Raw genomic sequence first — 24874 nt, 5'->3', positions numbered from 1 at the left:
CTCAGCGCCCCGGAATGTCGTCGCGGGGCGGGGCGGGTTCCCAGTTCTCGATGATATCCGCTGCTTCTTGCGCGGTGTCGACAAAGCGGAACAGGTCGAGGTCCTGTTCCGAGATTGTACCCGCATCCGCCAGCGCCTCCCAGTTGATGACCTTTTCCCAGAACTCGCGGCCGAACAGCAGGAAGGGTACGCGGTCCATGCGCCCGGTCTGGATCAGGGTGAGCGACTCGAACAGTTCGTCCATCGTGCCAAAGCCGCCGGGGAAGATGGTGATGGCGCGGGCGCGCATCAGGAAGTGCATCTTGCGGATGGCGAAATAGTGGAAGTTGAAGCTGAGATCGGGCGTCACATACAGGTTCGGTGCCTGCTCGTGCGGCAGCACGATGTTCAGCCCGATGGAACAGCCGCCCGCGTCCTGCGCGCCGCGGTTCCCCGCCTCCATCACGCCGGGACCACCGCCGGTGACGATGACGTTCTCGCGGCAGCCGGTCTGATTGGATTTCTCGGTCATCAGCCGGGCGAATTCGCGCGCCTCGTCGTAATATTGCGACAGGCCAGCCAGTGTTTCCGTCCGCGCGGTATGTTTCTGCGACGGCTCGGGGATGCGCGCGCCGCCGAACATGACGATGGTCGAGGTGATCTGACGTTCTGACATGATCATCTCGGGCTTCAGCAGTTCCAGCTGCAGACGCACGGGCCGCAGCTCATCCCGGCACAGGAAATCGTCATCGGCAAAGGCCAGGCGATAGGCGGGCGAGCGGGTTTGCGGCGTGTCCGGAACCTCGCTTGCGGTCGAGCGGTCTGTCTGCGCATCGCGGAAGGGGCTGACGCGGTCTTCTGTCATGGCTGGGGCATCCCTGCTTGCGTGTTTTCCAAACAGCTATAGGGTTCGCAGGCAGAGTGCCAGTCACGGAAAGACAAGAATGGATTGGAAGACTGAAATATCCACTGCGCGGGATCGCATCGCCGGTTACGCGCAGGTGACGCCGGTGATGGAAAGCAACCTGCCGGGCTATCCGGTTGAGATGAAGCTTGAGCATATGCAGCACACCGGCAGCTTCAAGGCGCGCGGGGCGTTCAACACGCTGCTCAGTTCCGAAGTGCCACAGGCAGGTGTGGTCGCGGCCTCGGGTGGCAATCACGGTGCGGCGGCGGCTTATGCGGCGCGGGCGCTGGGCCATCCGGCAAAGATATTCGTGCCGGAACTGGCCGGGCCGTCCAAGATCGCGCTGATCAGACAGACCGGCGCGGATCTCAGTGTCGTCTCGGGTGAATACGCCAACGCACTGACGGCGGCACAGGCGCATGAGGATGCGACCGGCGCGATGCAGATCCACGCCTATGACGCACCCGCCACCGTGGCCGGGCAGGGCACCTGCTTTGCCGAGTGGGAGGCGCAGGGCCTGCAGGCCGACACAGTTCTGGTCGCCGTCGGCGGTGGCGGTCTGATCGCCGGGGCACTGGCTTGGTTTCAAGGGGCGCGCAAGGTTGTCGCGGTCGAGCCTGAAACCTCATGCGCCCTGAACGCGGCGTTGCAGGCCGGTGAGCCGGTTGATGTCTCGGTTTCGGGCATCGCCGCAAACGCGCTGGGCGCGCGACGGATCGGGTCGATCTGTTTCGATCTGGCGCGGGGGATGACCTCGGTCCTGGTTTCGGATGACGCGATTGCAGCGGCGCAAAAAGCCTTGTGGCAGTCGCATCGGATTCTGGTCGAGCCCGCCGGTGCGGCAGCCTTGGCCGCGTTGTTGTCAGGCGTGTATCAGCCCGACCCGAACGAGCGTGTGGCGGTGCTGATCTGCGGTGGCAACGTCTCGCCCGACCCGTTTGGCGGTTAACGCGCACCTGTCAGCCGCAAACCGTATGTTCTGCGTCGCATTGCGGCCAGTTCTGCGCGCGCTTATACGCAAGACCAACGTGAACAGATTCTGCAGGGAGCCCTCAAATGTGCAACGCGCAACTGGAAGCCGCCATCGAAGCCGCCTGGGAGGCGCGCGATACCATCACCCCCGCCACCACTGGTGAAACCCGGGAGGCCATCGAAGACACGTTAAACGCGCTGGACAGCGGCTCGTTGCGGGTGGCGGAAAAGCTGGACAACGGCGACTGGCATGTGAACCAGTGGGCGAAAAAAGCAGTTCTGCTGGGCTTCCGCATCAAGGATATGGAAATCCAGACCGGCGGCCCGCAGGCCGGTGGCTGGTGGGACAAAGTGGACAGCAAGTTCGCCGGTTGGGGCGAGAACCAGTGGCAGGCCGCCGGGTTCCGGGCGGTGCCAAACTGTGTGGTCCGCAAATCGGCCTTTATCGCGCCGGGCGTGGTGCTGATGCCGTCTTTCGTGAACCTCGGGGCTTATGTCGATGAAGGCACCATGGTCGACACATGGGCCACCGTCGGGTCCTGTGCACAAATCGGCAAGAACGTGCACCTGTCGGGCGGCGTCGGCATCGGCGGCGTGCTGGAGCCGATGCAGGCTGGCCCCACCATCATCGAGGACAATTGCTTTATCGGTGCACGTTCCGAAGTCGTCGAGGGCTGCATCGTCCGCGAAGGCTCGGTTCTGGGGATGGGCGTATTCATCGGAAAATCGACCAAGATCGTGGATCGTGAGACCGGTGAGGTCACCTATGGTGAAGTGCCACCCTATTCGGTGGTTGTGGCCGGTTCGATGCCGTCGAAGAACAATATCAGCCTGTATTGCGCGGTGATCGTGAAGCGTGTCGACGAAAAGACCCGCTCGAAAACAGGCATCAACGAGTTGCTGCGGGACTGATCCCACACCGGATGTGATTTGAATGGGCCGCGGCGCGTAGAGCTCGCGGCCTGTTTCATGTCTGCCCCATGTAATCCAGCACCACCTGCTGGAAGAAATCGATGGCGGCCTCGCCTCCGGCCCCTTTCGCCAGAGGCCCAGTCTCGAACCGGGGAGACTGCATCGCGCGCTGCATCTTTTCGCAGACCCAGACGTCTTCGGTCTGAAAATCCCCGGTCTCAAGCGGATGCTTTGTCCAGTTGGACGATTTGATCAGCCCGGTGTCCGCGTCATAACCGGGAATGTCCGCCGCGCGGTGGGTGTAGGTGAACCAGCCCTTGGGCGACCAGTTCCGCACCTTCATGCGCGTGGTGTTCGCATCCACCGGCTCGAGGGTCGAAACCGAAAACCCCCAGGGGTTCGGTGTCAGGATCGTTGTGGGAAACAGCATGTAGACGCCGCCATAGCCCGGTTCGACCGCGTTCCTGACGGTTTTCAGCCCCGACCCTTTGGCCGAGTTCTCGACGAATTGCGGAATGCGGTGTTTTACGCCCTCCCGCTCGGTCGACCACCAGACCATGTGGCGCCCGAAGGTTTCCCACAGGTTCTTGTCGTGATGCGGGCCCCCCAGCGTGTCTTTGTGCAGATAGGCCAGATGATAGCCGTCGATCGCATTTTCGAAGAAGACTTTCCAGTTGCACTTGATCTCATAGATCACGTCGTCTGGATTTTCCTGCAACTCGTCCGAGGTCAGATCGTGTGGCCATGGCACCTGATCCAGCCCGCCGAGCCAGTCGTCAAAGCTTTCTTCGGGGTTCGGGTCGGGATGGACAAAAACCAGATTGCGGAAGACCCCGACCGAGGCCCCGAACAGATGAGTGGTTTTCTTGTCCAGATCGGGAAAGCAGTCGCGCTGGGCCGGAACGCCGCGCAGCGCGCCATCCAGATTGTAGACCCAGCTGTGATAGGGGCAGACGATGGTCTTTCCCGTGTTGCCGCAGCCCTCTAGCAACACGGTGCCCCGGTGGCGGCACATGTTGTGAAAGGCGCGCAACTGGCCTGCGGCATCCCTTAGGACGATCAGCGCATGCCCGCCAGCCTGAACCGTGCGAAAGTCGCCCGCATCGGGGAAATCCAGCGTGACCCCGGCGAAGGTCCAGCATTTGCTGAACAGATCGCGTTTCTCAGCCGCAAACCAACTGTCCGAGACATAGGCCGCACGCGGTAGGCGTTGTTTGGGGTGATCGGGCAGGGATGCGGGGGGCGGCATCGTGGTTCCTTTAAATTGTCAAAAATGATTAATAATCAATATTGACAATAAATGGTACGATGTCCAGTATGCGAGGGAAAGATTTTTTTGCAGGTGCCGATCGGATGACCCTTTTCGAAAATCTGAAACACCAGAAATGGCTGACCATTGGCGCGCTGATCGTGTTGCTGGGAACCACGGTTGCGGGTTTTTATTCAATCTGGGGCGTATTGTTCGTTTTCTGGGGCTTTGCCGCCCTGAGATCGGGGCAGGCCTATCTGCTGGAGCCCATTGACCGCCAGGACAACCCGTTTCTCTTCCTTGTGGTGGCGGGGGTGTGGTTTGTTTTTGGGGCGCTTTACATCCTTGCTGATCTCACCTCCTTGCCTGTCGGATAAGCCAAGATGCCCAGACCCAGCCTGAAAGACACACGGACCGGGGAAATTCTGGATGCCTTCATGCGCTGCGTTGCGCGATACGGTCTGGATGGCTCGACTCTGGCGCGCATCTCGGACGAAGCCGGGGTGGGCCGCCCCTTGCTGCGCCACTACCTGGGCAACCGCGACGATATGGTGCGCACCCTGCTGGACCATGTGCTGCGGGTGTTCGACGACAGGGTCCGGGACCTGTTCGGGGCCCTGCCGCAGACGGGCCGGGTCGAGGCCATGATGGACGCCCTTTTTGATCGGGATACTTATTCGCCTGACAACGCCGCCGTTTTCGCAGCCTTGGTCGCGGCCTCGGATCGGTACGAGGATATCCGCCAGCCCCTGCTTGGCTTCGTCTATGGTTTTGAATCCCGTGTGGCGGCCGAAATCCTGAAAGAAACACCTGCCGCTGATGAAGGGGCTGTCAAAGCCGCCGCGTCGGGCCTGTCCGCGATCTATTTCAACACCGACGCCATCATGCCCTTGCGACCGGTCGAGGGGTGGCGCGACACCCAGCGCAGGGCGGCCCAAATGCTGCTGGATGCGGTGCGTTAGGGTTCAGCGTGCTCGGGCTATAGCCCGCTAAAAAAGGCCGAGGTTGGTTACCCCGGCCTTTCTTTGCTTGAAACCCCATAAGTCACGCTATTCGAACACGACCACGCTCCGGCAATCCAGATCGGCGTTCGGGGTTTGCGGCGTCAGACGCGCGGTTATTGGATCACGCGGGCAGGCGTTTCACCGTCAACGTCCCGGCCAAAGTCGTCAACGGTTCCGTTGCCACCGCTGCCTTCACCGTCGTCGTCGCTGTCATCGCTACCGGACTCGTCATCGCCGGATTCATCCGGACCTTCAGCACCGCCATCGTCACCCGAGTCGTCGCCGCCTTCGTTATCATCGCTACCGGACTCGTCGCCGCCTTCGCTATCGTCGCCACCGGAGTCGTCACCTTCGCCGTCATCGCCGCCGGAGTCGCCGTCGCTCTCGCTGTCGTCGCCGCCTTCGCTGTCATCTCCACCAGAGTCGTCTCCGCCTTCGCTGTCATCGCCGCCAGAGTCGTCTCCGCCTTCGCTGTCATCTCCACCGGACTCGTCTCCGCCTTCGTTATCGTCGCCACCGGAGTCTTCACCGCCTTCGCTTTCACCGCCACCTTCGTTTTCGCCGCCGCCGCCTTCACCTTCACTCTCCTGAGCGAACGCCGCATCCACCGAAACAAAAGATAGAACAGCAACCGCCGGTGCACCGGCCAGAACAATTACACTCGCTGTGGTCGTCATAAGTCTGGACAAGATACTCATTGAATTTCCCCTGTGAAAAATGACTTTGCTAGTGCGGTCAGCCTAGGTCTCGGTATGAGATGCCGAAACGGAACGCTGAGCGTGCTGCCACCCAAGCGAAAATTGGCCGAAATGTGGCAGAAATGTGGCAAATATATGCCGGAATCAACTTAAAAGAATTCCGGAATGCATGATTCACTTAAACCGAGAAAGGAGTGGGTCGGATGGGTTGGGGCGATTCCATTTCGGTCCGCAGGCGCTTTGGCTAAACCCCTGAACAAGTGAAATATAAAACGCGGGTCCAGGTTCGGCGGTCGGATTTGGTTGACCCCTTTGGGTGGCGCGCGTAAGGCAAGCGCTATGGAAAAGCAAAAGAAACCCTCGCGCCAGCAAGTCTATACCCTTTTGGTTCAGGTGGGCCGCAAGGATGGCGACGGCCTGCCGGACGGGGCCACGGGAGCTGCGCTGATGTGCTATGCCAGCGGCGTGGATGAGGCCGAGGCCGTGCGCGAAACCGTTGCGATTCTGAAACAGGCCGATACCGCGCCGCTGGATGTGACCGGCTATGGTACGTTGGCCGAGCGCGAGGCGCAGGGGCACGAGATCGAGGCGGATGAGCGTGGCCTGATGCAGCGTGCGTTGGATGAGAATGCGGTCATCGTGGCGCAGATGACGCCGTTTTTCGAAGATCAGACCTAGTTCCGCGCGCCGAACCACCGGCGGTAAATCTCGTCATAAGTGCCATCTTCGCGTAAGGCGAGCAGCGCCTGATTGACGTCTTCGACCAGTGGCGATCCCGTCGGGAAGGCGATGCCGTAATTCTCGCGTAGGAACACGCCGCCGGTCATGGTGGCGATCCGACGTCCCTCATGTGCGGCAAAATAGGATAGGATCGGCGCGTCGAAGACCACCGCGTCCAGCTCCTCGGCCTTGAACGCGTCGAGCATCTGGTCCAGACCCGGATAGCCCACAAATTCGATCTCGCGGCGGCTCAGGAAATTGGCCGCGGTCGAGCCCGAAATGGTGCCGACGTTCTTGCCATAAAGGTCATTCACCGAGTTCACGTTGCCGGTGATCGCGTCCACCGTCATGACCGAGGTGATGCGGGCGGTGAAGACCGACACGATGAACAGGGACGACACCACCAGAACCACGCCCAGAATCCTGCCGAACGGGGTGCGGGGCATACGCTCCTCGAACCCGCCATTCACCACCAGGTTCAGCGCCCACCAGAACGAGGGGAACCACGCCTCGTTCAGTTTTCGGTCGAAATAGGGCTGGGCGCGGCGCTCGAACCCCCACATCAGCATGCCGCCGCCCAGAAGGATGGCAAAGGCAAGGCCGATAGCGATGAACAGTTCGCGCGACAGCAGCGCCTGCATCAGGGATGGGCGGCGTACCGCGTCGGATGGCACCATGATCTGCAGCCCGGCCTCGAAAATCGGCTGGCTGAAATCCATCTGCGTTTCGCGCTGGGCGGTGATCGAGATATTGGCGACCGCCAGATCAGCGGAGCCGTCCTGAACTGCGCTCAGCATGTCGGCAAAAGCATCGACACGGTTGACCGTGTAGTCCCAGTTCAGCGCCTCGGCCAGGGCCTCCAGAAGCTCCATCGAAAAGCCGGTTTCGACCCCGTCTTCCACATAGGAAAACGGAGGGCGTGTCACCGTCGTGACCGACAAGGACTGCGCCTGGCTTTGCTGGGCAAGCGCGGCGAAAGTCAGGCAGATCAATGCGAAGAAAACGCGCTTCATGGATAAATCACCTGTTTCGCGGCGCTGTAGCGCAAACAGGCACGGCGCGGCAAGGTCGTCGCGGGGTAAAGGCCTATGTTTTTCAGGGGTCTCAATGCGAGATGCGGGGAAAGCGGGGTGTGATTTTTTGGCCGTTCGGGGTTGGCATTCCGGCCAATTCGTTGAAACACTGCGCGAACCCCAGCGGAATCAAACTGAAAGGCCCGCCAATGACCGATCCAGTTCAATTGACGGCAGACCTGATCCGTTGCCCATCGGTCACACCTGCCGAGGGTGGGGCTTTGGTCCTGCTCGAGGCGCTTTTGTCCGATGCCGGGTTCGAGTGCACGCGGGTTGACCGTGGTGGCGTTTGCAACCTGTTCGCGCGCTGGGGGCAGAAAGGGCATGCCCGCACCTTTGGGTTTAATGGCCATACCGATGTGGTCCCGGTGGGGGATGAGGCCGCCTGGACCAAGCCGCCCTTCGGGGCCGAGGTCCACGATGGCATCATGTACGGGCGCGGCACCACGGACATGAAATCGGGCGTCGCCGCCTTTGCCGCAGCGGCGGTGGATTTTGTCCGCGACACGCCGCCGGACGGGGCGATCATCCTGGCGATAACCGGGGATGAGGAAGGCGATGCGTTGGACGGCACCACCGCTTTACTGGATCATATGGCGAACGCGGGTGAGCGCATGTCCGTCTGTCTGGTGGGCGAGCCCACCTGCCCGGACCGGATGGGCGAGATGATGAAGATCGGTCGTCGCGGCTCGATGACCGCGTGGTTCACGGTGACCGGTGTGCAGGGGCATTCGGCCTATCCGCATCGCGCCAAGAACCCTCTGCCCGCCTTGGCGCGGCTGATGGATCGGCTGGCCAGTCATGAGTTGGATCAGGGCAGCGACCATTTCGATGCCTCCACATTGGCGATTGTGACGATGGACACCGGAAACCCGGCAACAAATGTCATTCCGGCGGGATGCAGTGGGGCGGTGAATATCCGGTTCAACGACCTGCATTCCGGCGCAAGCATCAGCGAATGGCTGCTGGTCGAGGCCGATCAGGCCGCGCAGGCCTTTGGCGTTGAGATCGACACACAGATCAAAATCTCGGGCGAAAGCTTCCTGACACCGCCGGGTCCGCTGTCTGATCTGGTGGCGCAGACGGTTAAGGCTGAAACCGGGGTGCAACCGGATCTGTCGACAACCGGCGGCACTTCGGATGCGCGGTTCATCAAAGACCATTGCCCGGTGGTCGAATTTGGTCTGGTCGGTCGCACAATGCATCAGGTGGATGAATGCGTGGAGGTTGCGCAGATCGCGCAACTCAAGGCGATCTATACGCGGATACTGCGGGACTATTTCGCCTGATCCATGCAGCGGACTTTGGTGATCATGGTCAAAGAGCCGCGCCCGGGCCGGGTCAAGACACGGCTCGGGCGTGATATCGGCATGGTTGGCGCGGCCTGGTGGTTTCGCAGGCAGGCCGGATCACTGATCCGCCGGTTGCGGGACCCGCGCTGGCAGATCGTGCTGGCGGTCTCGCCGGATCGCGAAGGGTTATGCAGCCGGATATGGCCGGTGGACCTGCCCCGCGCGCCGCAGGGGCGGGGTGATCTGGGGCAGCGCATGACGCGGATGTTGCGGGGCATGCCGAAAGGGCCGGTTTGCCTGATCGGTGCGGATATTCCGGGCATCACGCGGGCGCATATCGCGCGGGCCTTTGGCGCGCTGGGGTCCTCGCAACTGGTGTTTGGTCCGGCGCATGACGGGGGCTACTGGCTGGTCGGCGCGCAACGTTTCGCGGCCTTGCCTGCTGCGCTATTCACCGATGTGCGCTGGTCGACGGAACATGCGCTGGCCGACACACTGGCCTCGGTCCCCGGCTGCCGTGTGGCGATGATTGATCCGCTGCGCGATGTCGATACGGTTGCCGATCTGCACAGCTGATCCGACGCGCTGTTTTTTGGTCATGACGCGGTCGCGCACCCGTGCTAGGCCGAAGACATGACTCGCATCCCCACCAAGCAAGAGGTCCTGGACTGGATCTCGGCGAACCCCACCCTGACCTCGAAACGCGATATCGCCAAAGCCTTTGGGATCAAGGGCGCGGCGCGGATCGACCTGAAGCGCATCCTGCGCGAGCTTGAGGCCGAGGGTCATCTGGAAAAGCGCAAACGCAGCTATGGCGACCCGGACAGGTTGCCTCCGGTCAGCGTGCTGCAGGTGAAGGCTCCGAACGCCGATGGCGACCTGTTCGCCCGTCCGCTGGAATGGCATGGCGAGGGGGTTGAACCCATCGTGCTGCTGATCACCCGCGCCAGCGATCCCGCACTGGGTGAGGGCGACCGGATTCTGGCCCGCCTGACCGTGGTGCATGAGGAAGACCATAACTACGAAGCCCGCCTGATCCGCCGCATCGGCACCAACCCGCGCAAGATCGTCGGCATTTTCCGCAAAGGGGCCGAGGGCGGGCGGATCGTGCCCATCGACAAGACCGGTTCAACCGAATGGCTGGTGCCCGAAGGGGCCCTGCTGGGGGCGAAGGACGGCGAATTGGTCGAGGCGGAACAGGCCGGGCCCAAGAATCGCATGGGCCTGCCGCGCGCGCGTATCGTTGAACGGTTGGGCGACCCGTCGGCCCCCAAGGCGGTCTCGCTGATTGCGATTCACCAGCACGGTATTCCGGACGACTTCCCCGACAAGGTGATCGACGAGGCCGACAAGGCCAAACCCGTTGGCTTGAAAGGGCGTGAAGACCTGCGGGATATGCCGCTGCTGACCATCGACCCCTCGGATGCGCGGGACCATGACGATGCGTGTTATGCCCATGCCGATGATGACCCCAAGAACCCCGGCGGCCATGTGATCTGGGTCGCCATCGCCGATGTTGCCGCCTATGTGCAACCCGGCACGGCTCTGGACCGTGAGGCGCGCAAGCGTGGCAATTCCAGCTATTTTCCCGACCGTGTGGTGCCGATGCTCCCGGAGCGCCTGTCCGGTGATCTGTGTTCGCTGCACGAAGGCGTCCCGCGCGCTTGTATCGCCGTACGGATGCAGATCGATGCGGATGGCAACAAGATCGGCCATCGCTTTGTGCGCGGCCTGATGCGCTCGGCTGCCTCGCTGCACTATGCCGAGGTGCAGGAGGCCATCGATGGTACCCCCAATGACCGCACCGGGCCACTGTTGGAGACGGTGCTGAAACCGCTCTATGCCGCCTATACCGCGCTGAAACAGGCGCGCGCCGCGCGGCAACCGCTGGAACTGGACCTGCCCGAGCGTCAGATTGTGCTCAGCGACACGGGCGAGGTCACCAGCGTGGCGTTCCGCGACCGGCTGGACGCGCATAAGCTGATCGAGGAGTTCATGATCCTCGCCAATGTCGCCGCCGCCGAAACGCTGATCGCAAAACGCCGTCCGTTGCTGTTCCGGGTGCACGAGGAACCGGCGCCCGAGAAACTGGAAAGCCTGCGCGAGACCGCTCAGGCGGCGGGGCTAAACTTGGCCAAAGGGCAGGTGCTGCAAACTCGCCATCTGAACGCTTTGCTGAATGCAGCCGCAGGGACCGAGGATGCAGAACTGATCAACCTGACCACGCTGCGCTCGATGGCGCAGGCCTATTACAACCCCGAGAATTTTGGCCATTTCGGGCTGGCGCTTCGGAACTATGCGCATTTTACCTCGCCCATTCGCCGGTATGCCGATCTGATCGTGCATCGCGCGCTGATCTCGGCCCATGGCTGGGGCAAGGACGGGCTGACCGAGGATGAAATCGAACGACTGGATGAGACGGCGACCCATATCTCGGACACCGAGCGCCGATCCATGATGGCGGAACGGGATACGACCGACCGCTATCTGGCCGCCTATCTCAGCGAACGTGTTGGCAATGAATTTTCAGGCCGGATCAGCGGCATCGCCCGGTTCGGGGCCTTCGTGAAGATGGATGAAACCGGCGCGGATGGGTTGGTGCCCGTGCGATCTTTGGGCCGCGAGTTCTTCCATTTCGACCGCGAGGCCGGGACGCTGATGGGCTCGGATACCGGCCTGATCATCGCCATTGGCCAGCGCGTCACAGTGCGCCTGACCGAGGCGACACCGGTGACGGGTGGGTTGGAGCTGGAACTGCTATCCATCGACGACCAGGCCCTTCCCCGTGGACGCGGACCCGCAAAACGGGCGACGCGGCGTAAGGCGGTCAGCAGCAAGCGCAAGAAGGATAAGATCAAGCGCAAGGTCGAACGCAAACGCCGTCAGAGGTGATAGGTCAGCGCCCGCGCAATCAGCCAGCCATGGCGGGTCGGGTTGATCTGTGCCGGGTCGTGGAACAATATGGCCCGATTGCCGTCGATCCGATCTTCGCCGGGAAAGGCCGAAGAGAAATCGCCCATCAACCGGCTTTGACAATGCACGAACAAAGCGAACCGCGCAGACTTGTGCCCACCCAGCCGGATCGTTGATCCTTTGGGGGCCAGATAGGCGGGTTGACCCCAGCGCAAAGCCTCTTGCAACGGTTGCGCTGGGGGCAGGCTCTCAGCCGTTGCAAGGATCAGGTCGCGCAAGGCCAAAGCCCCTGCGCGGGTGTCCTCGGGTAGGGCCGCGAAGGCGGCAGCCACGTTGGGGTCGTCAAACTCGGTCATGACAACGGCACGGCCTTCTCCATCCGGTCCACATAACTGCCGAGCAAGGTATCCTGTTTGATGCGCCGCGTCAGCGGCGTATCTGCAGGCGTGGCGCGCATCGCGGCCAGCATCGGCCCGACGCTCATATCGGCCGAGGTCGGCTGATCCCCCAGCAGGAACGGCGATTGCCAAAGATAAGCCGAGATCGCCTCAAGATCGCGCTCGAACCGGTCCAGCCGTTCGGTCTGCGAGAACCGCCCGATGCCTTGCGTTTTCACCCCTTTCAGAACGGATTTCCGGATCGCGCCTGAGGCCGGTTTGCGTATCAGGGCCGGAATGCCGGTAAAGAAGGTCTCGCGCAGGATCGGCCATACTTCATCATTGCCCCAGCGGTCGAGAACGATGTGGAAGTACAGGTGCTCCTCGGCCATGCGGATCAGGGTGCGCGCCTGTGCCTTTTCCACATCCGTCAGGCCGTTGTCGAAATCCGCGCCCTGCAGTTCCAGCCAGTCGCGGATCAGGTCGCTGTCTGGCACTAGCCGCTCGGGCGTACGCAGAACCGGCAGCTTCTGGTGCGGCATTTTGCGCGGGTCCAGCAGATCGGATCGCTGCCAAAGCTGGCCTGAGTGCTGCAGCATCAGCGCCGTCTTGACGCAGAACGGGCTGGCGCTGAACAGGCCAAAGGCGGCGGGATAGGTGAGAAGGGTCAGCATCGGGTGGCTCCGGTGATTTGGGGTGCCTTGAGGGTACGAAGCGCTGATGACAGTTTTTGGCATCAGGGTTAGGCTAGGCTGCATCATGTCCCGCACCGCCCGCCTGTTCCAACTGATGCAAGCCTTGCGCTCTGGCCAGTCGCCGAAAACCTCGGTGCAACTGGCCGGGGATCTGGGTGTCTCGCCCCGAACGATCCACCGCGATATCGACGCGCTGCGCGGGTTGGGGGCCGTCATTGATGGCGAGGCCGGGTTTGGCTTCACCTTGATCGAAGACGCGACCCTGCCGCCGCTGGGCTTCACCGATGATGAGCTTGAGGCGCTGGTGCTGGGCCTGCGCGAGGTTCAGGTGATCGGCGACCCGGCGCTTTCCGATGCGGCCAGCGCGGCGCTACGCAAGCTGCAGGGGCGCTTGCCGCCGCGGCAGTCGCACAGGCTGAGCCACGCGGTGCTGGCCGCAACCCGGTTCAACCGCCCGCCTGCGCCCACGATTCCCGTCGCATCCTTGCGGCAGGCCACTTGGGATGAGCGCACAATCGAGTTCTCATATATCGACGCAAAGGGCGATGCCACGCGCAGGCGGGTCGATCCGCTAAGCATTGTCTATATGGACCGCTCGAATGTTCTGCTCAGCTGGTGCCACCTGCGGCAGGATTTCCGGGTGTTCCGGCTGGATCGCATGGATGAAATGTCACTGACGGATCAAAGCTTTCGCCCCAACCGCGTGCCCCTGCTGCGCGAGGCGCTGGCCCGCATCCGCGCCGAACGCGAAGCACAAGAGCGCGAGGTCGCCACCTGAGCGCTTTGTGATTTGCCAATTTTGCGCTACCCTTTCCCTCGAGCAGTAATCAGGAAAATCGGAATGCGTAAATGCATAAGCGGCGTCATGACCGCTGCATTATGGGCATCCATAGTGCAGGCGAATCCGACAAAAGAGACGCCAGTCGAGCAAGTCGACACCCTTCAACTGGCATCGGCGGATGTCACGGTCTCGATCCGGCCGGTTCCGCGACCGCAGGCTAAGGTGGTGCGCGTGGCAGCAACTGGTAATGCGCGGTTTCAGGCCTGGCTGGGGGCCTTTCAAAGGCGCGCGGTCGAGCAGGGGATTTCCCAGCCGATCCTGACCCGGGCGCTGGCGGGTCTGACCTACGACTCGGATGTCATCAAACGTGACCGCAATCAGGCCGAGTTTTCGAAACCGATCTGGGAATACCTGGATGCCGCGGTCTCGGAGACGCGGGTCGCAAATGGCCGCGCGGCGCTGGACCAACACCAACAGGTGCTGGAGCAGATCGAAGCGCAATACGGCGTCGAGAAAGAGGTGGTGACGGCGATCTGGGGTTTAGAGACCTCGTTCGGCACCTACCGAGGCAGCAGCCAGACCATCCGCGCGCTGGCGACGCTGGCTTTTGATGCCCGCCGCGCCTCGTTCTTCGAGACGCAGTTGATCGCCGCCCTGCGCATCATTCAGGCCGGGGATGTGAGCGCCCCCGATATGGTCGGCAGTTGGGCCGGAGCGATGGGGCACACGCAGTTCATGCCAACCTCATACCTGGATCACGCGGTGGATTTCGACCGGGACGGGCGGCGCGATATCTGGTCGGATGACCCGACGGATGCTTTGGCCTCGGCAGCAGCCTATCTTCAGCGGCATGGCTGGACCAAGGGCCAGCCCTGGGGGGTTGAGGTACAACTGCCCGAGGGGTTCGACTATTCCACCGCCCGGCGGGACCTCACCCTGATGCCGTCTGCATGGGCGCGACGCGGTGTGCTGTCGACACAGGGCCAACCGGTTCCCGATCACGGTCGCGCCGCAATCCTGTTGCCAGCGGGCGGGCAGGGCGTGGCGCTGATGATCTTCGACAATTTCAGCGTGATCGAGAAATATAACGGGGCGGACGCCTATGTCATCGGGATCGGCCACCTATCGGACCGCCTGTCGGGTCACCGCCCGTTTCAGGCCAACTGGCCACGCAGCGACCGGGTTCTGAGTTTCACCGAGAAGAAAGAACTGCAAACCCGCCTGACTGAGGCCGGTTTCGACACGCAAGGCATCGACGGACGCACCGGGCCGAACACGATCAACGCGGTGCGGGCGTATCAATTGGCGCAGGGGTTGGTGCCGGACGGGTATGTGAGTTTGCAGGTGCTGGAGCGGTTGCGGTGACACGGCAGCATTAACAGAACTTCTTCGAGATTTCCTTGGTCGGATTTTACCAAGCTAAAGAAACCGATTGTTAACAAGTTCTTGACCGACTGACCGGATTATGGACAGTGGAGAGCATAGTAACTTGTTTGTGAGGGGTAATATGTCATTAGGTCCATTTGGAATATTTGCAATGCGCACAGGCGCTGCATGGCGCTACAGATTATTCGCAATCATCCCAGGAGGCTTTGGTGCCTTGATGGCACTTGTGGTGATAGCGACCGAAGTGCTTCACCTGCAATCTGAAGTCGCTTTCATGATCTTCTTCATACTCTACACCGTATTCGCGCTCGTCTTTATTCCTTACGCTGTTTACGCAATTGAAAAATCGTTGGGTTTTCTGCTGGGGGATAACCTTTTAGTCTTTGATGGGGCGATCTTCTTTCTTCTCAAGCTTCTGAAATACGCTATTGCCGGGTTCTTTTTGCCAATACTGGTGCCTATTGGCATGATGTATGTTCGGAATGAGAATATGAATGCGCTTGGCCAAATGGAGGCAGAAGCGATGATGGCGCGAGCGGAAGAAGAAGAACGGCAAAAAGCTGCTGAGGCGGCGGAGCTGGCGCGCAAGCAAGAGATCAGAGAAGAAGCGATCAAACTCGCCAAAGAGATGAGAGACGCGGAATCGTAAAGATCGGGACGGTGTATCGTCACTGCACCTGATTGAGTTTACACGGGGCGGCACATATGTGCCGCCTCAGTTTTATAGGCCAAGGTATTATGTAAGCCTTTACGCCGCCGCTTTCATCAACCCCTGTGCGTTGATCTCGGCCTGCGCCTCGTCCAGCGATTTGATGATCCGCACGAACATCTCGTCGATATCCGAAGGCGTCATGACCAGCGGGGGGGAGATGATCATGCGGTCGCCCACGTGGCGCATGATCAGGTTGTTGGCGAAGCAGCGCTCGCGGCAGATATAGCCGATTGTTCCGGGCTCGGAGGCGAATTTGGCGCGGTTGGCCTTGTCCGGGGTCAGCGCAATGGATGCCATCATGCCGACGATTTTCGCCTCACCGACCAGAGGGTGATCGGTCAGAGCCTCCCATTTTTCCTTCAGATAGGGCGCGGCGACGTCGCGGACGTGGTCGAGGATCTGTTCCTCTTCCAGGATGCGCAGGTTCTCCAGCGCCACTGCAGCGGCGACCGGGTGGCCGGAATAGGTGTAGCCGTGGTTGAACTCGGTGCCGCTGATCACCTCGGCGATCTCGTCATTCACGATCGACCCGCCAATGGGCGCGTAGCCTGAACTCAGGCCCTTGGCGATGGTCATGATCTGCGGGCGGATGCCAACGGTTTGCGAGCCGAACCAGTTGCCGGTGCGGCCAAAGCCGCAGATCACCTCATCCGCGATCAGCAGGACATCGTATTTGTCGCAAATGCGTTGGATTTCGGGCCAGTAAGTATCGGGTGCCACGATCACGCCGCCCGCGCCCTGCACCGGTTCCGCGATGAAGGCCGCGACGCGGTCTTCGCCGAGGTCCTGTATCGCCTCTTCCAACTCACGCGCGCGGGCGAGGCCGAATTCCTCGGGCGACATGTCGCCGCCCTCGGCCCACCAATTGGGCTGGTTGATATGGTGGACATTCGGGATAGGGATGCCGCCCTGCGCGTGCATCCCCCCCATACCGCCCAGCGAGGCCGAACCCACCGATGAGCCGTGATAGGCGTTGTGGCGGCTGATGATGATGTTCTTGTCGGACTGGCCCTTCTCGGCCCAGTAGGTGCGCACAAGGCGGATATTGGTGTCATTCGCCTCGGACCCGCTGCCGGCGAAAAAGACGTGGTTCAGGTCGCCTGGTGCCAGTTCAGCGATCTTGGCCGCCAGCGCGATGGCCGGAGCGTGGGAGGTTTTGAAGAACGTGTTGTAATAAGGAAGCTCGCGCATCTGGCGCGCCGCTACGTCCGCCAATTCATCTCGCCCATAGCCGATATTCACGCACCAGAGCCCCGCCATGGCATCCAGGATCTCTTCGCCCTCGCTGTCGGTCAGGTACACGCCCTTGGCGCGGGTGATCACCCGCACGCCTTCCTTATCCAGGTCTTCGTTGGTGGAAAACGGGTGCAGGTGATGCGCCGCATCCAGCGCCTGCAGTTCGGCGGTTGGCATGTGGTTGGTGATGGTCGGCATCGGGGATTCTCCTGCAAAAGCGGTTGGCGATCACAATATGATCAAATTTATGGCTGTCAATCGAATCGCGTTTCCCTAGGCGGGTGACAGCGCCCCGGCCATCAGTTCCATCCCTTGTTCGATGTCCTGAGCAGTGGCTTTCGCCGCCTTTTCCCCATCGCCATCACGCAAAGCACGGATGATATCCTTGTGCCTGTCCGGCAGGTTCTGGGTTCCAAATCGACCGCAGACAACGCGCAGCGAAGGGCCGAACCGCAGCCACAGACGCTCGGCCAGATCACAGAGAATCGGGGCGTTGGCGTGGGCATAAAGCGTTTCATGGAAGGCCTGATTCAAGCGCAGGTAACCGCCGACATCGCCATCTGCGATGGTGCGGTCCAGGCGCGTGTCTATACGCTCCAGATGGTCGATGTCTGTTGGCGTCAGATTGGCTGCAGCGCGTCTGGAGAGTTCTGATTCTATTGACTTTCTGGCGAATATCATCTGCTCGACATCTTCGGCCGACAACAGAGGAACACTAACCCGGCGATTGCCCTGAAACACCAGTGCGCCATCGGAAATCAACCTGCGGATCGCCTCGCGCACGGGCGTCATGCCAACGCTCAGAGAATCAGTCAGCCCCTGGATCGTTACCGGCTGGCCTGGCACCAGTTCCCCAAACAGAATCTGCGACCTGAGCGTTTGGTATACCTGCTCATGCGCCGGGCGTTTTTCGTCGTCTGATTGCGTCTTAGGTGCCTTATTTTTGATCAAATCCAATTGGTTCGCCCCGTTTCACATAACCCTGACTTGTCAGGCCGCTGACCTCGTGAAACCATACGCCGGATCGGGGGAAAACGCAAAACTTGATCAAATCCAAAAAAACGGGAAAATACCCGTACACTTGCAGGGAGAATAAAATGTCAATCAAAACGCTGACCATGACAGCGGTCATCGCATTGGGGACTTCGGCGGCGTTCGCCGAAGAGGTGCGTGTATATAACTGGTCCGACTATATCGACGAAGAACTGCTGCAGAAATTCGAGGAAGAGACGGGCCTGACCCTGATCTATGACGTATTCGACAGCAACGAGGTTCTGGAAACCAAAATGCTGGCCGGGGGCTCGGGCTATGATGTGGTGGTGCCGACGGGCAGCTTCATGAGCCGTCAGATTCAGGCCGGTGCGTTTCAGGAAATCGACGCGGCTAAACTGTCGAATTTCGGAAATGTGTGGGACGTTATCGCCGAACGTGTGGCGCGGTTCGATCCCGACAACAAGCATTCGGTCAACTACATGTGGGGCACGACCGGGCTGGGCGTGAATGTCGGTAAGGTCAAAGAAGTGCTGGGTGAAGATGCGCCCATCGACTCGATGGAGTTGATCTTCAACCCGGAGAATATGGAAAAGCTGGCCTCGTGCGGGGTCTATTTCCTTGACGCCCCGGATGAGATGGTTCCGGCGGCCATGGTCTATGCGGGGCTTGACCCCAACAGCCACGACAAGGACGACATCGCCAAGGCGGAAGAGGTCTTTGCCGCCGTACGACCCTACGTGAACAAGTTCCACAGCTCGGAATACATCAACGCGCTGGCCAACGGGGATATCTGCGTCGCCGTGGGTTTCTCGGGCGATGTTCTGCAGGCTCGCGACCGCGCGGTCGAGGCCGACAATGGCGTCGAGATTGCCTATAACGCGTTCAAGGAAGGATCGCAGATGTGGTTCGACCAGATGGCGGTTCCGGTCGATGCGCCGAACCCGGACGGAGCGCATAAGTTCATCGACTTCATGCTGGACGCCAAGAACATGGCGGCGGCCTCGAACTACGTCTATTACGCCAACGGCAACAAGGCCTCGCAAGAGTTTCTGGCCGAAGACGTGATCGGAGATCCCGCGATTTACCCGTCGGAAGAGGCCATGAACAACACCTATATCAAGGGCCCGTATCCGCAGAAAACGCAGCGCGTCGTGACGCGAATGTGGACCAAGATCAAGTCAGGCACCTGATCTGACAGCGCGGGGCGGACCATCGCCCCGCGCCTTTCCTGTCCGGACCGACATGCGGGGGCCGCTTTGAACTCTGACGTTTTTGCGCCGTGGGACGACCCACAGGCGAAACCCTTGATCCAGTTCCAGAATGTCACCAAGCGTTTCGGAACCTTCACGGCAATCGATAACCTGTCGCTGGACATCTTCGAGCGCGAGTTTTTCGCCCTGCTCGGGCCCTCGGGCTGTGGCAAGACCACCATGATGCGCATGCTGGCAGGTTTCGAGACCCCGACCGAGGGGCATATTCTGCTGGCCGGGCAGGATATCGACCCGATCCCGCCCAACAAGCGGGCGGTGAACATGATGTTCCAGTCTTATGCGCTGTTCCCGCATCTCAGCATCTGGGACAACATCGCGTTCGGTTTGCGCCGGGACAACATGCCCAAACATGACCTAGAAGACCGGGTCGAGGAGATGCTGCGCCTGACCCGGCTGGAGCAATTCGCCCGCCGCAAGCCGCATCAAATCTCGGGCGGTCAGAGACAGCGCGTGGCATTGGCACGGTCGCTGGCGAAAGCACCCAAGCTGTTGCTGCTGGATGAACCGCTGGGCGCGCTGGACAAGAAGCTGCGGCAGGACACGCAGTTCGAACTGATGGATATTCAGGAGAAAACCGGCACCACCTTTGTCATCGTCACCCACGATCAGGAAGAGGCCATGACCGTCGCCAGCCGCGTCGCCGTGATGGATCAGGGCAAGCTGATGCAGGTGGCCACGCCGGACCGCATCTATGAAAACCCGAACTCGGTCTATGTGGCGGATTTCATCGGCGATGTGAACATCATCGAAGGCCGCGCCACAGCAAATGGCGAGGACACCTACCGCGTTGACTGGGCAGAAGGACAAGCCCCGCTGACCGCGACCTCGACCACTGGGCTGTCGAACGGCCAAGCCTGCCATCTGGCGATCCGGCCCGAGAAGATGACGATCTCGGCGGACCGTCCGGCAGACGCGATAAACGCCATTCAGGGCAAGGTGCATGACATCGCCTATCTGGGCAACCTGTCCACCTATTACGTCGAACTAGCCAACGGCACGATCATCAAGGCGCAAACGGCCAACACCCGCCGCATCTCGCGCCGGTCGTTTACATGGGAAGACCCGGTCTGGCTGTCCTGGACAGCAACCGCCGCGGTCCTGCTGGCCGACTGATGCGCCGCGCCCTGCTGATCGCCATTCCTTATGTCTGGCTGCTGGCGCTGTTCATGGTGCCGTTCTTCATCGTTTTGAAGATTTCCCTGTCGGATTCTGACCTCGCGATCCCGCCCTATACGCCCACGCTGGACTTGTCGCAGGGATGGGCGGGCATTCGGGATTTCTTTAGCCAACTGGATTTCGAGAACTATGTCTGGCTAACCGAAGATGACCTTTATTGGAAAGCCTACCTGTCCAGCGTCAAAATCGCGCTAATCTCGACCATTCTGACCCTTCTGGTGGGCTATCCCATCGCTTACGGCATGGCTCGCGCCCCGGAAGAGTGGCGCCCGACGCTGATGATGCTGGTCATCCTGCCCTTCTGGACCTCGTTCCTGATCCGCGTTTATGCATGGATGGGCATTCTGTCGAACGAAGGCTATCTGAACCAGTTGCTGCTGTGGACCGGCATCATCTCGGAGCCGCTGACCATTCTGAACACCCAAACGTCGGTCTATATCGGCATCGTTTACACCTATCTGCCCTTCATGATCCTGCCGATCTATTCAGCGCTGGAGCGGATGGACGGTTCGCTGATCGAAGCCGCCGAGGATCTGGGCTGTTCCCGCCTGCAGGCGTTCTGGCTCGTGACCATCCCGCTCTCGCGCCCCGGTATCATCGCCGGCTGCTTCCTGGTGATGATCCCGGTGATTGGTGAGTTCGTAATCCCCTCGCTTCTGGGCGGGTCCGGCACGCTGATGATCGGCAAGGTGCTGTGGGAAGAGTTCTTCTCGAACCGCGACTGGCCGGTGGCCAGCGCCGTGGCGGTGGTTCTATTGCTGATTCTGATCATCCCCATCGTGCTGTTCCAGCGCAACCAGCAGAAACAGACGGAGGCCGAGCAATGAGCAGGCTAAGCTGGTTCAACGCCGTCTCGCTGACGCTGGGGTTTGCCTTTCTGTATATCCCGATGATCATCCTGATCATCTTTTCGTTCAACGAGAGCAAGCTGGTGACGGTCTGGGCCGGGTTTTCGACCAAATGGTATGGCGAACTGATCCGGAATGAGGCCTATCTGGATGCCGCCTGGGTTACGATCCGTGTGGCCGTGTTCTCGTCGACCCTGGCCACCATTCTGGGCACCGCCGCCGCCTATGTGCTGGTACGCGGTGGGCGATTCTTTGGCCGCACGCTGTTTTCCGGCATGATCTACGCGCCGCTGGTCATGCCCGAGGTGATCACCGGCCTGTCCCTGCTGTTGCTGTTCATCGGCATCGGGCTGGACCGGGGTATCCTGACCATAGTGCTTGCGCACACGACCTTTTCAATGTGCTTCGTGTCGGTCGTCGTCTCGTCTCGTCTGGTGACATTCGACCGGTCGCTGGAGGAGGCTGCCTTGGACCTCGGCTGTTCTCCGGCGCAGGCGTTCCGGCTGGTGACCCTGCCCATCATCGCACCCGCCGTGATCTCGGGCTGGTTGCTGGCCTTCACGCTGTCACTGGACGATCTGGTCATCGCGTCGTTCACCTCGGGGCCGTCTGCCACGACCCTGCCGATCAAAATTTTCTCGCAAGTCCGATTGGGGGTGAGCCCCGAGATCAACGCGCTGTCGACCCTGATGATCGCGGTTGTCACCGTCGGCGTGATCACCGCATCGCTGGTGACAAAACGTGCAATGATGCGCCAGCGGCAGGACGAAATGGCCGCCGCGCGCGCTGAATGAGGCGGATTTTCCCGGACTACACCTATGGTCCGGGCCCCCGTGACGGCTGCTGGTGGGATGAGACGATCGCCAGCCCGGACTGGCCCGTCCATCAGGGCGATCTCAGTATCGACGTGGCGATTATCGGCGGCGGGTTCACCGGGCTCTCTGCCGCGCTGCATCTGGCCAAATGCGGAGCCTCGGTCGCGGTGTTCGAGGCGGAAACACCGGGCTGGGGGGCCTCGGGTCGCAACGGCGGGTTTTGCTGTCTGGGCGGATCAAAGCTGGATCACGGGGTTTTGGTGCACCGCTTTGGGTCTGCTGCTGCCGAGGCTTATCTCAGAGCCGAGGTTGAGGCCGTGCAACTGGTCGCCGACCTGCTGGCGCATCATCGGATTGATGCTGACACCCATTCCAACGGTGAAACCCAGTTGGCGCATTCCCTGCGTGCGATGGAAAAGCTGCGTCGCAACGCAGATGAAACCGGCACCCTGCACGAGGCCAGCGATTTACCCGCGCTGGGGCTAAGCGGACTGTTTCACGGAGGCTACACGCTGCCGGTGGGATTCGGCCTGAACCCGCGAAAGTACCTGTTCGGCCTTGCCCGCGCGGCCCAGTCCCAAGGGGCTGCGTTATTTCAGAAAAGCCCGGTTCTGAAGATCAGCAAAACCGCGCTGGGGTTTGACCTGCGCACATCGAAGGGCCGGGTCAAAGCCGAAACGGCTCTGATCTGCACAAACGGTTATTCCAACGAGGACATCCCGGATTGGATGTCCGGCCGCTACATGCCCGCCCAATCCACGGTTCTTGTGACACGTCCCCTGACGCAGGCCGAGCAGATGGCGCAGGGCTGGACCTCGGATCAGATGTGCTACGACACCCGCAACCTGCTGCACTATTTCCGGCTGATGCCCGACGGGCGGTTCCTGTTCGGCATGCGCGGAGGGCTGCGGTCGTCGGCAACGTCCGAGGCCGCGATCCGGCGCAAGGTCCAGCAGGATTTCCGGCGCATGTTCCCCGCGTGGTCCGGGGTCGAGACCACTCATATATGGTCGGGCATGGTCTGCCTGTCGCGCGATCTGCTGCCCTATGTCGGGCCGGTTCCCGGACGGGCAGGGATGTTTGCCGGGTTCGCCTATCACGGAAACGGAGTTGCAATGGGCACCTATTGCGGGCGGGCTTTGGCGCGGCTGGTGCTGGGTCACGACAGCCACTTGCCCGCGCCCATGACGCAACCGCCCCGGCGTTTTCCCCTTGGACGATGGCGCAGGGCGCTGATGCCGCCGGTCTACGCGCTGATGACGCTGGCCGATCTGCGGTGACGAGGCACCTAAATCAGCGCCAGCTCTAGTTGCAAACCGTCTGCATAATCTGTCGCGCCGCGCTCCGCTCGCCACACACAATAGGCCGCCATGCGCCATGCATATAAGGGACGAAGAGCCTCATATCGGGCGACGACCTCGGTATTGTCATAGGCCAGCAAGAACTGCTGGACCTCAGCTGGGGTCAAAGGCGTTCCCCGATACAGGCGCTGCATGGCAGGCGACAGAAACAGAGCGAGGTCTTCGCACGGATCACCCTCAGCCGGACATTGCCAGTCAATCAGGGTCAACCGATCATCGGAGACCAGAATGTTCCCCGCCACCGGGTCGCCGTGGATTAGACCAGTGTCGGGCGTCCGAGGCACATCTATGTCCGGACGCTGATGCATAAGCCGTTCGGACCCATCCGACGTACAACCCGCCATTATGCGCTGCCCATGAGCCGCCAGATCGGCGCTTCCATTACATCCTTTCGGCAAGGAAATCGAAACCTTCTGCGAGTGCAGGTTGCGCAGCAAGACCCCTACCGCATTGGGCCCCGAGCGCCACGGCGAACCCGGCGCATGATCGTATAAGACCCAGTGATCGGTCCGGTACTGCCCTGTCGCGCGCAGGCGCGGCACAAATCCGGTGGGTTCAAGCGCTTGCAGGCATCCGGCCTCAAGCTCGGCGTCGTTGCGGAACAGCGGATTTCTCAGATCGGTGCGGTAGATTTTCAGGACCTTGTCGCCATCCTCGCCCAGAACTTTCCAGACCTGATTGGTGCGCCCGCCATAAAGCGTTTCGAACCTCACGGCAGATGTGACCAGCCGCCGCGACAAAAGTTGCCGGGTCAGGTCAGGAGGGGGATCGGGCAGGTTGGACAGCGTTGTTACCAATCGAGCGAGTCGGGATTTGCCAAGCTTTGGCCCGTCCTGCCCGGCAGATCAAGCGCCGGTTCTGACGCCGGTCACAGAGGTGGCCTGAACCGACAAACCGCCCTGCAGGGTCAGAACCACCGCACCTTCGGCGATCTGCGCTTCGATCACTTTGGAATAGGCGGCAGCCGGGGTTTCGGACACAAGCTCACCGTTGCGATAACTTTCCAGAGTCGCCGTGTAACTGCCAGTAGGCAAGGGGTTGCCCTGCGCATCCGTCCCGGCCCAGACAAATTCAGCCTGGTTGGCGGGCAGGGTCGTGCGGCTGACCTCATTCCCCTGATCGTCGCGTACGACCAGCGTGACCTCTTCTGCCGTCGGGTCGGGCTGGGCGAACAGCGTTACCGGGGCCGCGTCAAAGTGAAATCCTTCGCTGCTGCGCACATCCATGCCGACCCAGTTGGTCAGTTCCTCAAGATTGACGCTGCCCAGTGCCGTGGCCAGAGAGGAAAGCAGATCATTGGTCTGGACCTGCTGCTCGACCATCGAGAACTGCGCCAGTTGCGATGCGTAATCCGATGCATCCATCGGCTCTAACGGGTCCTGATTCTGCGCCTGCGTTGTCATCATGAGCAGGAACGTCTCAAAATCCGAGGTCACAGCGGCGGATTTCGACACAGGGCCGGGCTGAGTGGCTGGCTGGACGGAATGGGTTGGTGTGATCATGT

Annotated in this window: 26 protein-coding genes; 16 read left to right on the top strand and 10 right to left on the bottom strand. The window is 61.1% G+C overall.

Going from position 1 to position 24874, the window contains the following annotated elements; translation table 11 throughout:
- Position 1: 1 nt before the first annotated feature.
- Entirely contained in the window at positions 2-844 is an 843-nt protein-coding gene (locus ACR0JN_RS08550) for an LOG family protein (RefSeq protein WP_480885151.1), read from the bottom strand.
- A gap of 79 nt (positions 845-923) precedes the next feature.
- Between ACR0JN_RS08550 and ACR0JN_RS08545 the strand changes: the two genes are divergently transcribed.
- Together ACR0JN_RS08545 and dapD are read left to right on the top strand one after the other, a co-directional pair.
- Positions 924-1835: a threonine/serine dehydratase gene (locus ACR0JN_RS08545; protein ID WP_480885150.1), complete on the top strand. Its 912-nt coding sequence runs from the start codon at positions 924-926 to the stop codon at positions 1833-1835.
- A 107-nt stretch (positions 1836-1942) separates the two neighbouring features.
- The gene (gene dapD, locus ACR0JN_RS08540) at positions 1943-2770 is read left to right on the top strand and encodes a 2,3,4,5-tetrahydropyridine-2,6-dicarboxylate N-succinyltransferase (RefSeq protein WP_480885149.1); all 828 of its coding nucleotides are present in this window, start codon (positions 1943-1945) and stop codon (positions 2768-2770) included.
- Positions 2771-2825: 55 nt separating this feature from the next.
- Here the strand turns inward: dapD and ACR0JN_RS08535 are convergent, their stop codons facing one another.
- Entirely contained in the window at positions 2826-4019 is a 1194-nt protein-coding gene (locus ACR0JN_RS08535) for an aromatic ring-hydroxylating oxygenase subunit alpha (RefSeq protein WP_480885148.1), read from the bottom strand.
- 104 nt (positions 4020-4123) lie between these two features.
- On the opposite strand from ACR0JN_RS08535, the gene ACR0JN_RS08530 reads away from it, so the two are divergent.
- Both ACR0JN_RS08530 and ACR0JN_RS08525 read left to right on the top strand, forming a co-directional pair.
- Positions 4124-4396, top strand: a complete 273-nt coding sequence (locus tag ACR0JN_RS08530) for a hypothetical protein (protein ID WP_480815789.1) — start codon at positions 4124-4126, stop codon at positions 4394-4396.
- Between the two features lie 6 nt (positions 4397-4402).
- On the top strand, positions 4403-4981 hold the full coding sequence (locus ACR0JN_RS08525) for a TetR/AcrR family transcriptional regulator (protein ID WP_480885147.1): 579 nt from the start codon (positions 4403-4405) through the stop codon (positions 4979-4981).
- 155 nt (positions 4982-5136) lie between these two features.
- Here the strand turns inward: ACR0JN_RS08525 and ACR0JN_RS08520 are convergent, their stop codons facing one another.
- The gene (locus ACR0JN_RS08520) at positions 5137-5721 is read right to left on the bottom strand and encodes a hypothetical protein (protein WP_480885146.1); all 585 of its coding nucleotides are present in this window, start codon (positions 5719-5721) and stop codon (positions 5137-5139) included.
- Between the two features lie 339 nt (positions 5722-6060).
- Between ACR0JN_RS08520 and ACR0JN_RS08515 the strand changes: the two genes are divergently transcribed.
- The gene (locus ACR0JN_RS08515; protein WP_480885145.1) at positions 6061-6399 is read left to right on the top strand and encodes a hypothetical protein; all 339 of its coding nucleotides are present in this window, start codon (positions 6061-6063) and stop codon (positions 6397-6399) included.
- Here ACR0JN_RS08515 and ACR0JN_RS08510 read toward each other — a convergent pair.
- On the bottom strand, positions 6396-7454 hold the full coding sequence (locus ACR0JN_RS08510; RefSeq protein ID WP_480885144.1) for a transporter substrate-binding domain-containing protein: 1059 nt from the start codon (positions 7452-7454) through the stop codon (positions 6396-6398). The two genes, ACR0JN_RS08515 and ACR0JN_RS08510, sit on opposite strands and share 4 nt — an antisense overlap.
- 209 nt (positions 7455-7663) lie before the next feature.
- Between ACR0JN_RS08510 and dapE the strand changes: the two genes are divergently transcribed.
- Genes dapE through rnr form a run of 3 tightly spaced genes read left to right on the top strand, consistent with a single transcriptional unit; the run spans position 7664 to position 11698 of the window.
- A complete protein-coding gene (gene dapE / locus ACR0JN_RS08505) occupies positions 7664-8803 on the top strand; it encodes a succinyl-diaminopimelate desuccinylase (RefSeq protein ID WP_480885143.1) in 1140 nt (379 codons plus the stop codon).
- Positions 8804-8806: 3 nt separating this feature from the next.
- On the top strand, positions 8807-9382 hold the full coding sequence (locus tag ACR0JN_RS08500) for a TIGR04282 family arsenosugar biosynthesis glycosyltransferase (protein WP_480885142.1): 576 nt from the start codon (positions 8807-8809) through the stop codon (positions 9380-9382).
- Positions 9383-9439: 57 nt separating this feature from the next.
- Positions 9440-11698: a ribonuclease R gene (gene rnr / locus ACR0JN_RS08495; protein ID WP_480885141.1), complete on the top strand. Its 2259-nt coding sequence runs from the start codon at positions 9440-9442 to the stop codon at positions 11696-11698.
- Here rnr and ACR0JN_RS08490 read toward each other — a convergent pair.
- Both ACR0JN_RS08490 and ACR0JN_RS08485 read right to left on the bottom strand, forming a co-directional pair.
- The gene (locus ACR0JN_RS08490) at positions 11689-12075 is read right to left on the bottom strand and encodes a DUF1801 domain-containing protein (RefSeq protein ID WP_480885140.1); all 387 of its coding nucleotides are present in this window, start codon (positions 12073-12075) and stop codon (positions 11689-11691) included. The two genes, rnr and ACR0JN_RS08490, sit on opposite strands and share 10 nt — an antisense overlap.
- Positions 12072-12770, bottom strand: coding sequence for a glutathione S-transferase family protein (locus ACR0JN_RS08485; RefSeq protein ID WP_480885139.1), 699 nt, complete (start codon positions 12768-12770; stop codon positions 12072-12074). The genes ACR0JN_RS08490 and ACR0JN_RS08485 overlap by 4 nt, the downstream gene beginning before the upstream one ends.
- An 85-nt stretch (positions 12771-12855) precedes the next feature.
- On the opposite strand from ACR0JN_RS08485, the gene ACR0JN_RS08480 reads away from it, so the two are divergent.
- The 3 genes from ACR0JN_RS08480 to ACR0JN_RS08470 all read left to right on the top strand — a co-directional run bounded on the left by ACR0JN_RS08480 (position 12856) and on the right by ACR0JN_RS08470 (position 15607).
- Positions 12856-13569, top strand: coding sequence for a helix-turn-helix transcriptional regulator (locus ACR0JN_RS08480; RefSeq protein ID WP_480885138.1), 714 nt, complete (start codon positions 12856-12858; stop codon positions 13567-13569).
- Between the two features lie 63 nt (positions 13570-13632).
- Positions 13633-14937: a lytic murein transglycosylase gene (locus ACR0JN_RS08475; protein WP_480885137.1), complete on the top strand. Its 1305-nt coding sequence runs from the start codon at positions 13633-13635 to the stop codon at positions 14935-14937.
- Positions 14938-15079: 142 nt separating this feature from the next.
- Complete coding sequence (locus ACR0JN_RS08470) at positions 15080-15607, top strand: hypothetical protein (RefSeq protein ID WP_480885136.1); 528 nt, start codon at positions 15080-15082, stop codon at positions 15605-15607.
- A gap of 99 nt (positions 15608-15706) precedes the next feature.
- On the opposite strand, the gene ACR0JN_RS08465 is transcribed toward ACR0JN_RS08470, so the two are convergent.
- Both ACR0JN_RS08465 and ACR0JN_RS08460 read right to left on the bottom strand, forming a co-directional pair.
- Positions 15707-17104: an aspartate aminotransferase family protein gene (locus tag ACR0JN_RS08465; RefSeq protein WP_480885135.1), complete on the bottom strand. Its 1398-nt coding sequence runs from the start codon at positions 17102-17104 to the stop codon at positions 15707-15709.
- Positions 17105-17179: 75 nt separating this feature from the next.
- A complete protein-coding gene (locus ACR0JN_RS08460) occupies positions 17180-17863 on the bottom strand; it encodes a GntR family transcriptional regulator (RefSeq protein ID WP_480885134.1) in 684 nt (227 codons plus the stop codon).
- A gap of 140 nt (positions 17864-18003) precedes the next feature.
- On the opposite strand from ACR0JN_RS08460, the gene ACR0JN_RS08455 reads away from it, so the two are divergent.
- The 5 genes from ACR0JN_RS08455 to ACR0JN_RS08435 all read left to right on the top strand — a co-directional run bounded on the left by ACR0JN_RS08455 (position 18004) and on the right by ACR0JN_RS08435 (position 23289).
- A complete protein-coding gene (locus ACR0JN_RS08455; protein WP_480815804.1) occupies positions 18004-19089 on the top strand; it encodes a polyamine ABC transporter substrate-binding protein in 1086 nt (361 codons plus the stop codon).
- A 66-nt stretch (positions 19090-19155) separates the two neighbouring features.
- Positions 19156-20283: an ABC transporter ATP-binding protein gene (locus ACR0JN_RS08450; protein ID WP_480885133.1), complete on the top strand. Its 1128-nt coding sequence runs from the start codon at positions 19156-19158 to the stop codon at positions 20281-20283.
- On the top strand, positions 20283-21173 hold the full coding sequence (locus ACR0JN_RS08445) for an ABC transporter permease subunit (protein WP_480885132.1): 891 nt from the start codon (positions 20283-20285) through the stop codon (positions 21171-21173). The genes ACR0JN_RS08450 and ACR0JN_RS08445 overlap by 1 nt, the downstream gene beginning before the upstream one ends.
- Positions 21170-21988, top strand: coding sequence for an ABC transporter permease (locus ACR0JN_RS08440; RefSeq protein ID WP_480885131.1), 819 nt, complete (start codon positions 21170-21172; stop codon positions 21986-21988). Before ACR0JN_RS08445 ends, ACR0JN_RS08440 begins: the two co-directional genes overlap by 4 nt.
- A complete protein-coding gene (locus ACR0JN_RS08435) occupies positions 21985-23289 on the top strand; it encodes an NAD(P)/FAD-dependent oxidoreductase (protein ID WP_480885130.1) in 1305 nt (434 codons plus the stop codon). Before ACR0JN_RS08440 ends, ACR0JN_RS08435 begins: the two co-directional genes overlap by 4 nt.
- Before the next feature lie 8 nt (positions 23290-23297).
- Here ACR0JN_RS08435 and ACR0JN_RS08430 read toward each other — a convergent pair whose 3' ends face one another.
- Together ACR0JN_RS08430 and ACR0JN_RS08425 are read right to left on the bottom strand one after the other, a co-directional pair.
- The gene (locus ACR0JN_RS08430; protein ID WP_480885129.1) at positions 23298-24167 is read right to left on the bottom strand and encodes a phosphotransferase; all 870 of its coding nucleotides are present in this window, start codon (positions 24165-24167) and stop codon (positions 23298-23300) included.
- A gap of 48 nt (positions 24168-24215) precedes the next feature.
- Positions 24216-24872, bottom strand: coding sequence for a flagellar hook capping FlgD N-terminal domain-containing protein (locus ACR0JN_RS08425; protein WP_480885128.1), 657 nt, complete (start codon positions 24870-24872; stop codon positions 24216-24218).
- Positions 24873-24874: the final 2 nt, after the last annotated feature.

Source organism: Ruegeria sp. G12 (assembly GCF_056533565.1).
The sequence above is the reverse complement of the archived record's forward strand: the minus strand, read 5'-3'. Positions and strand labels throughout refer to the sequence as shown.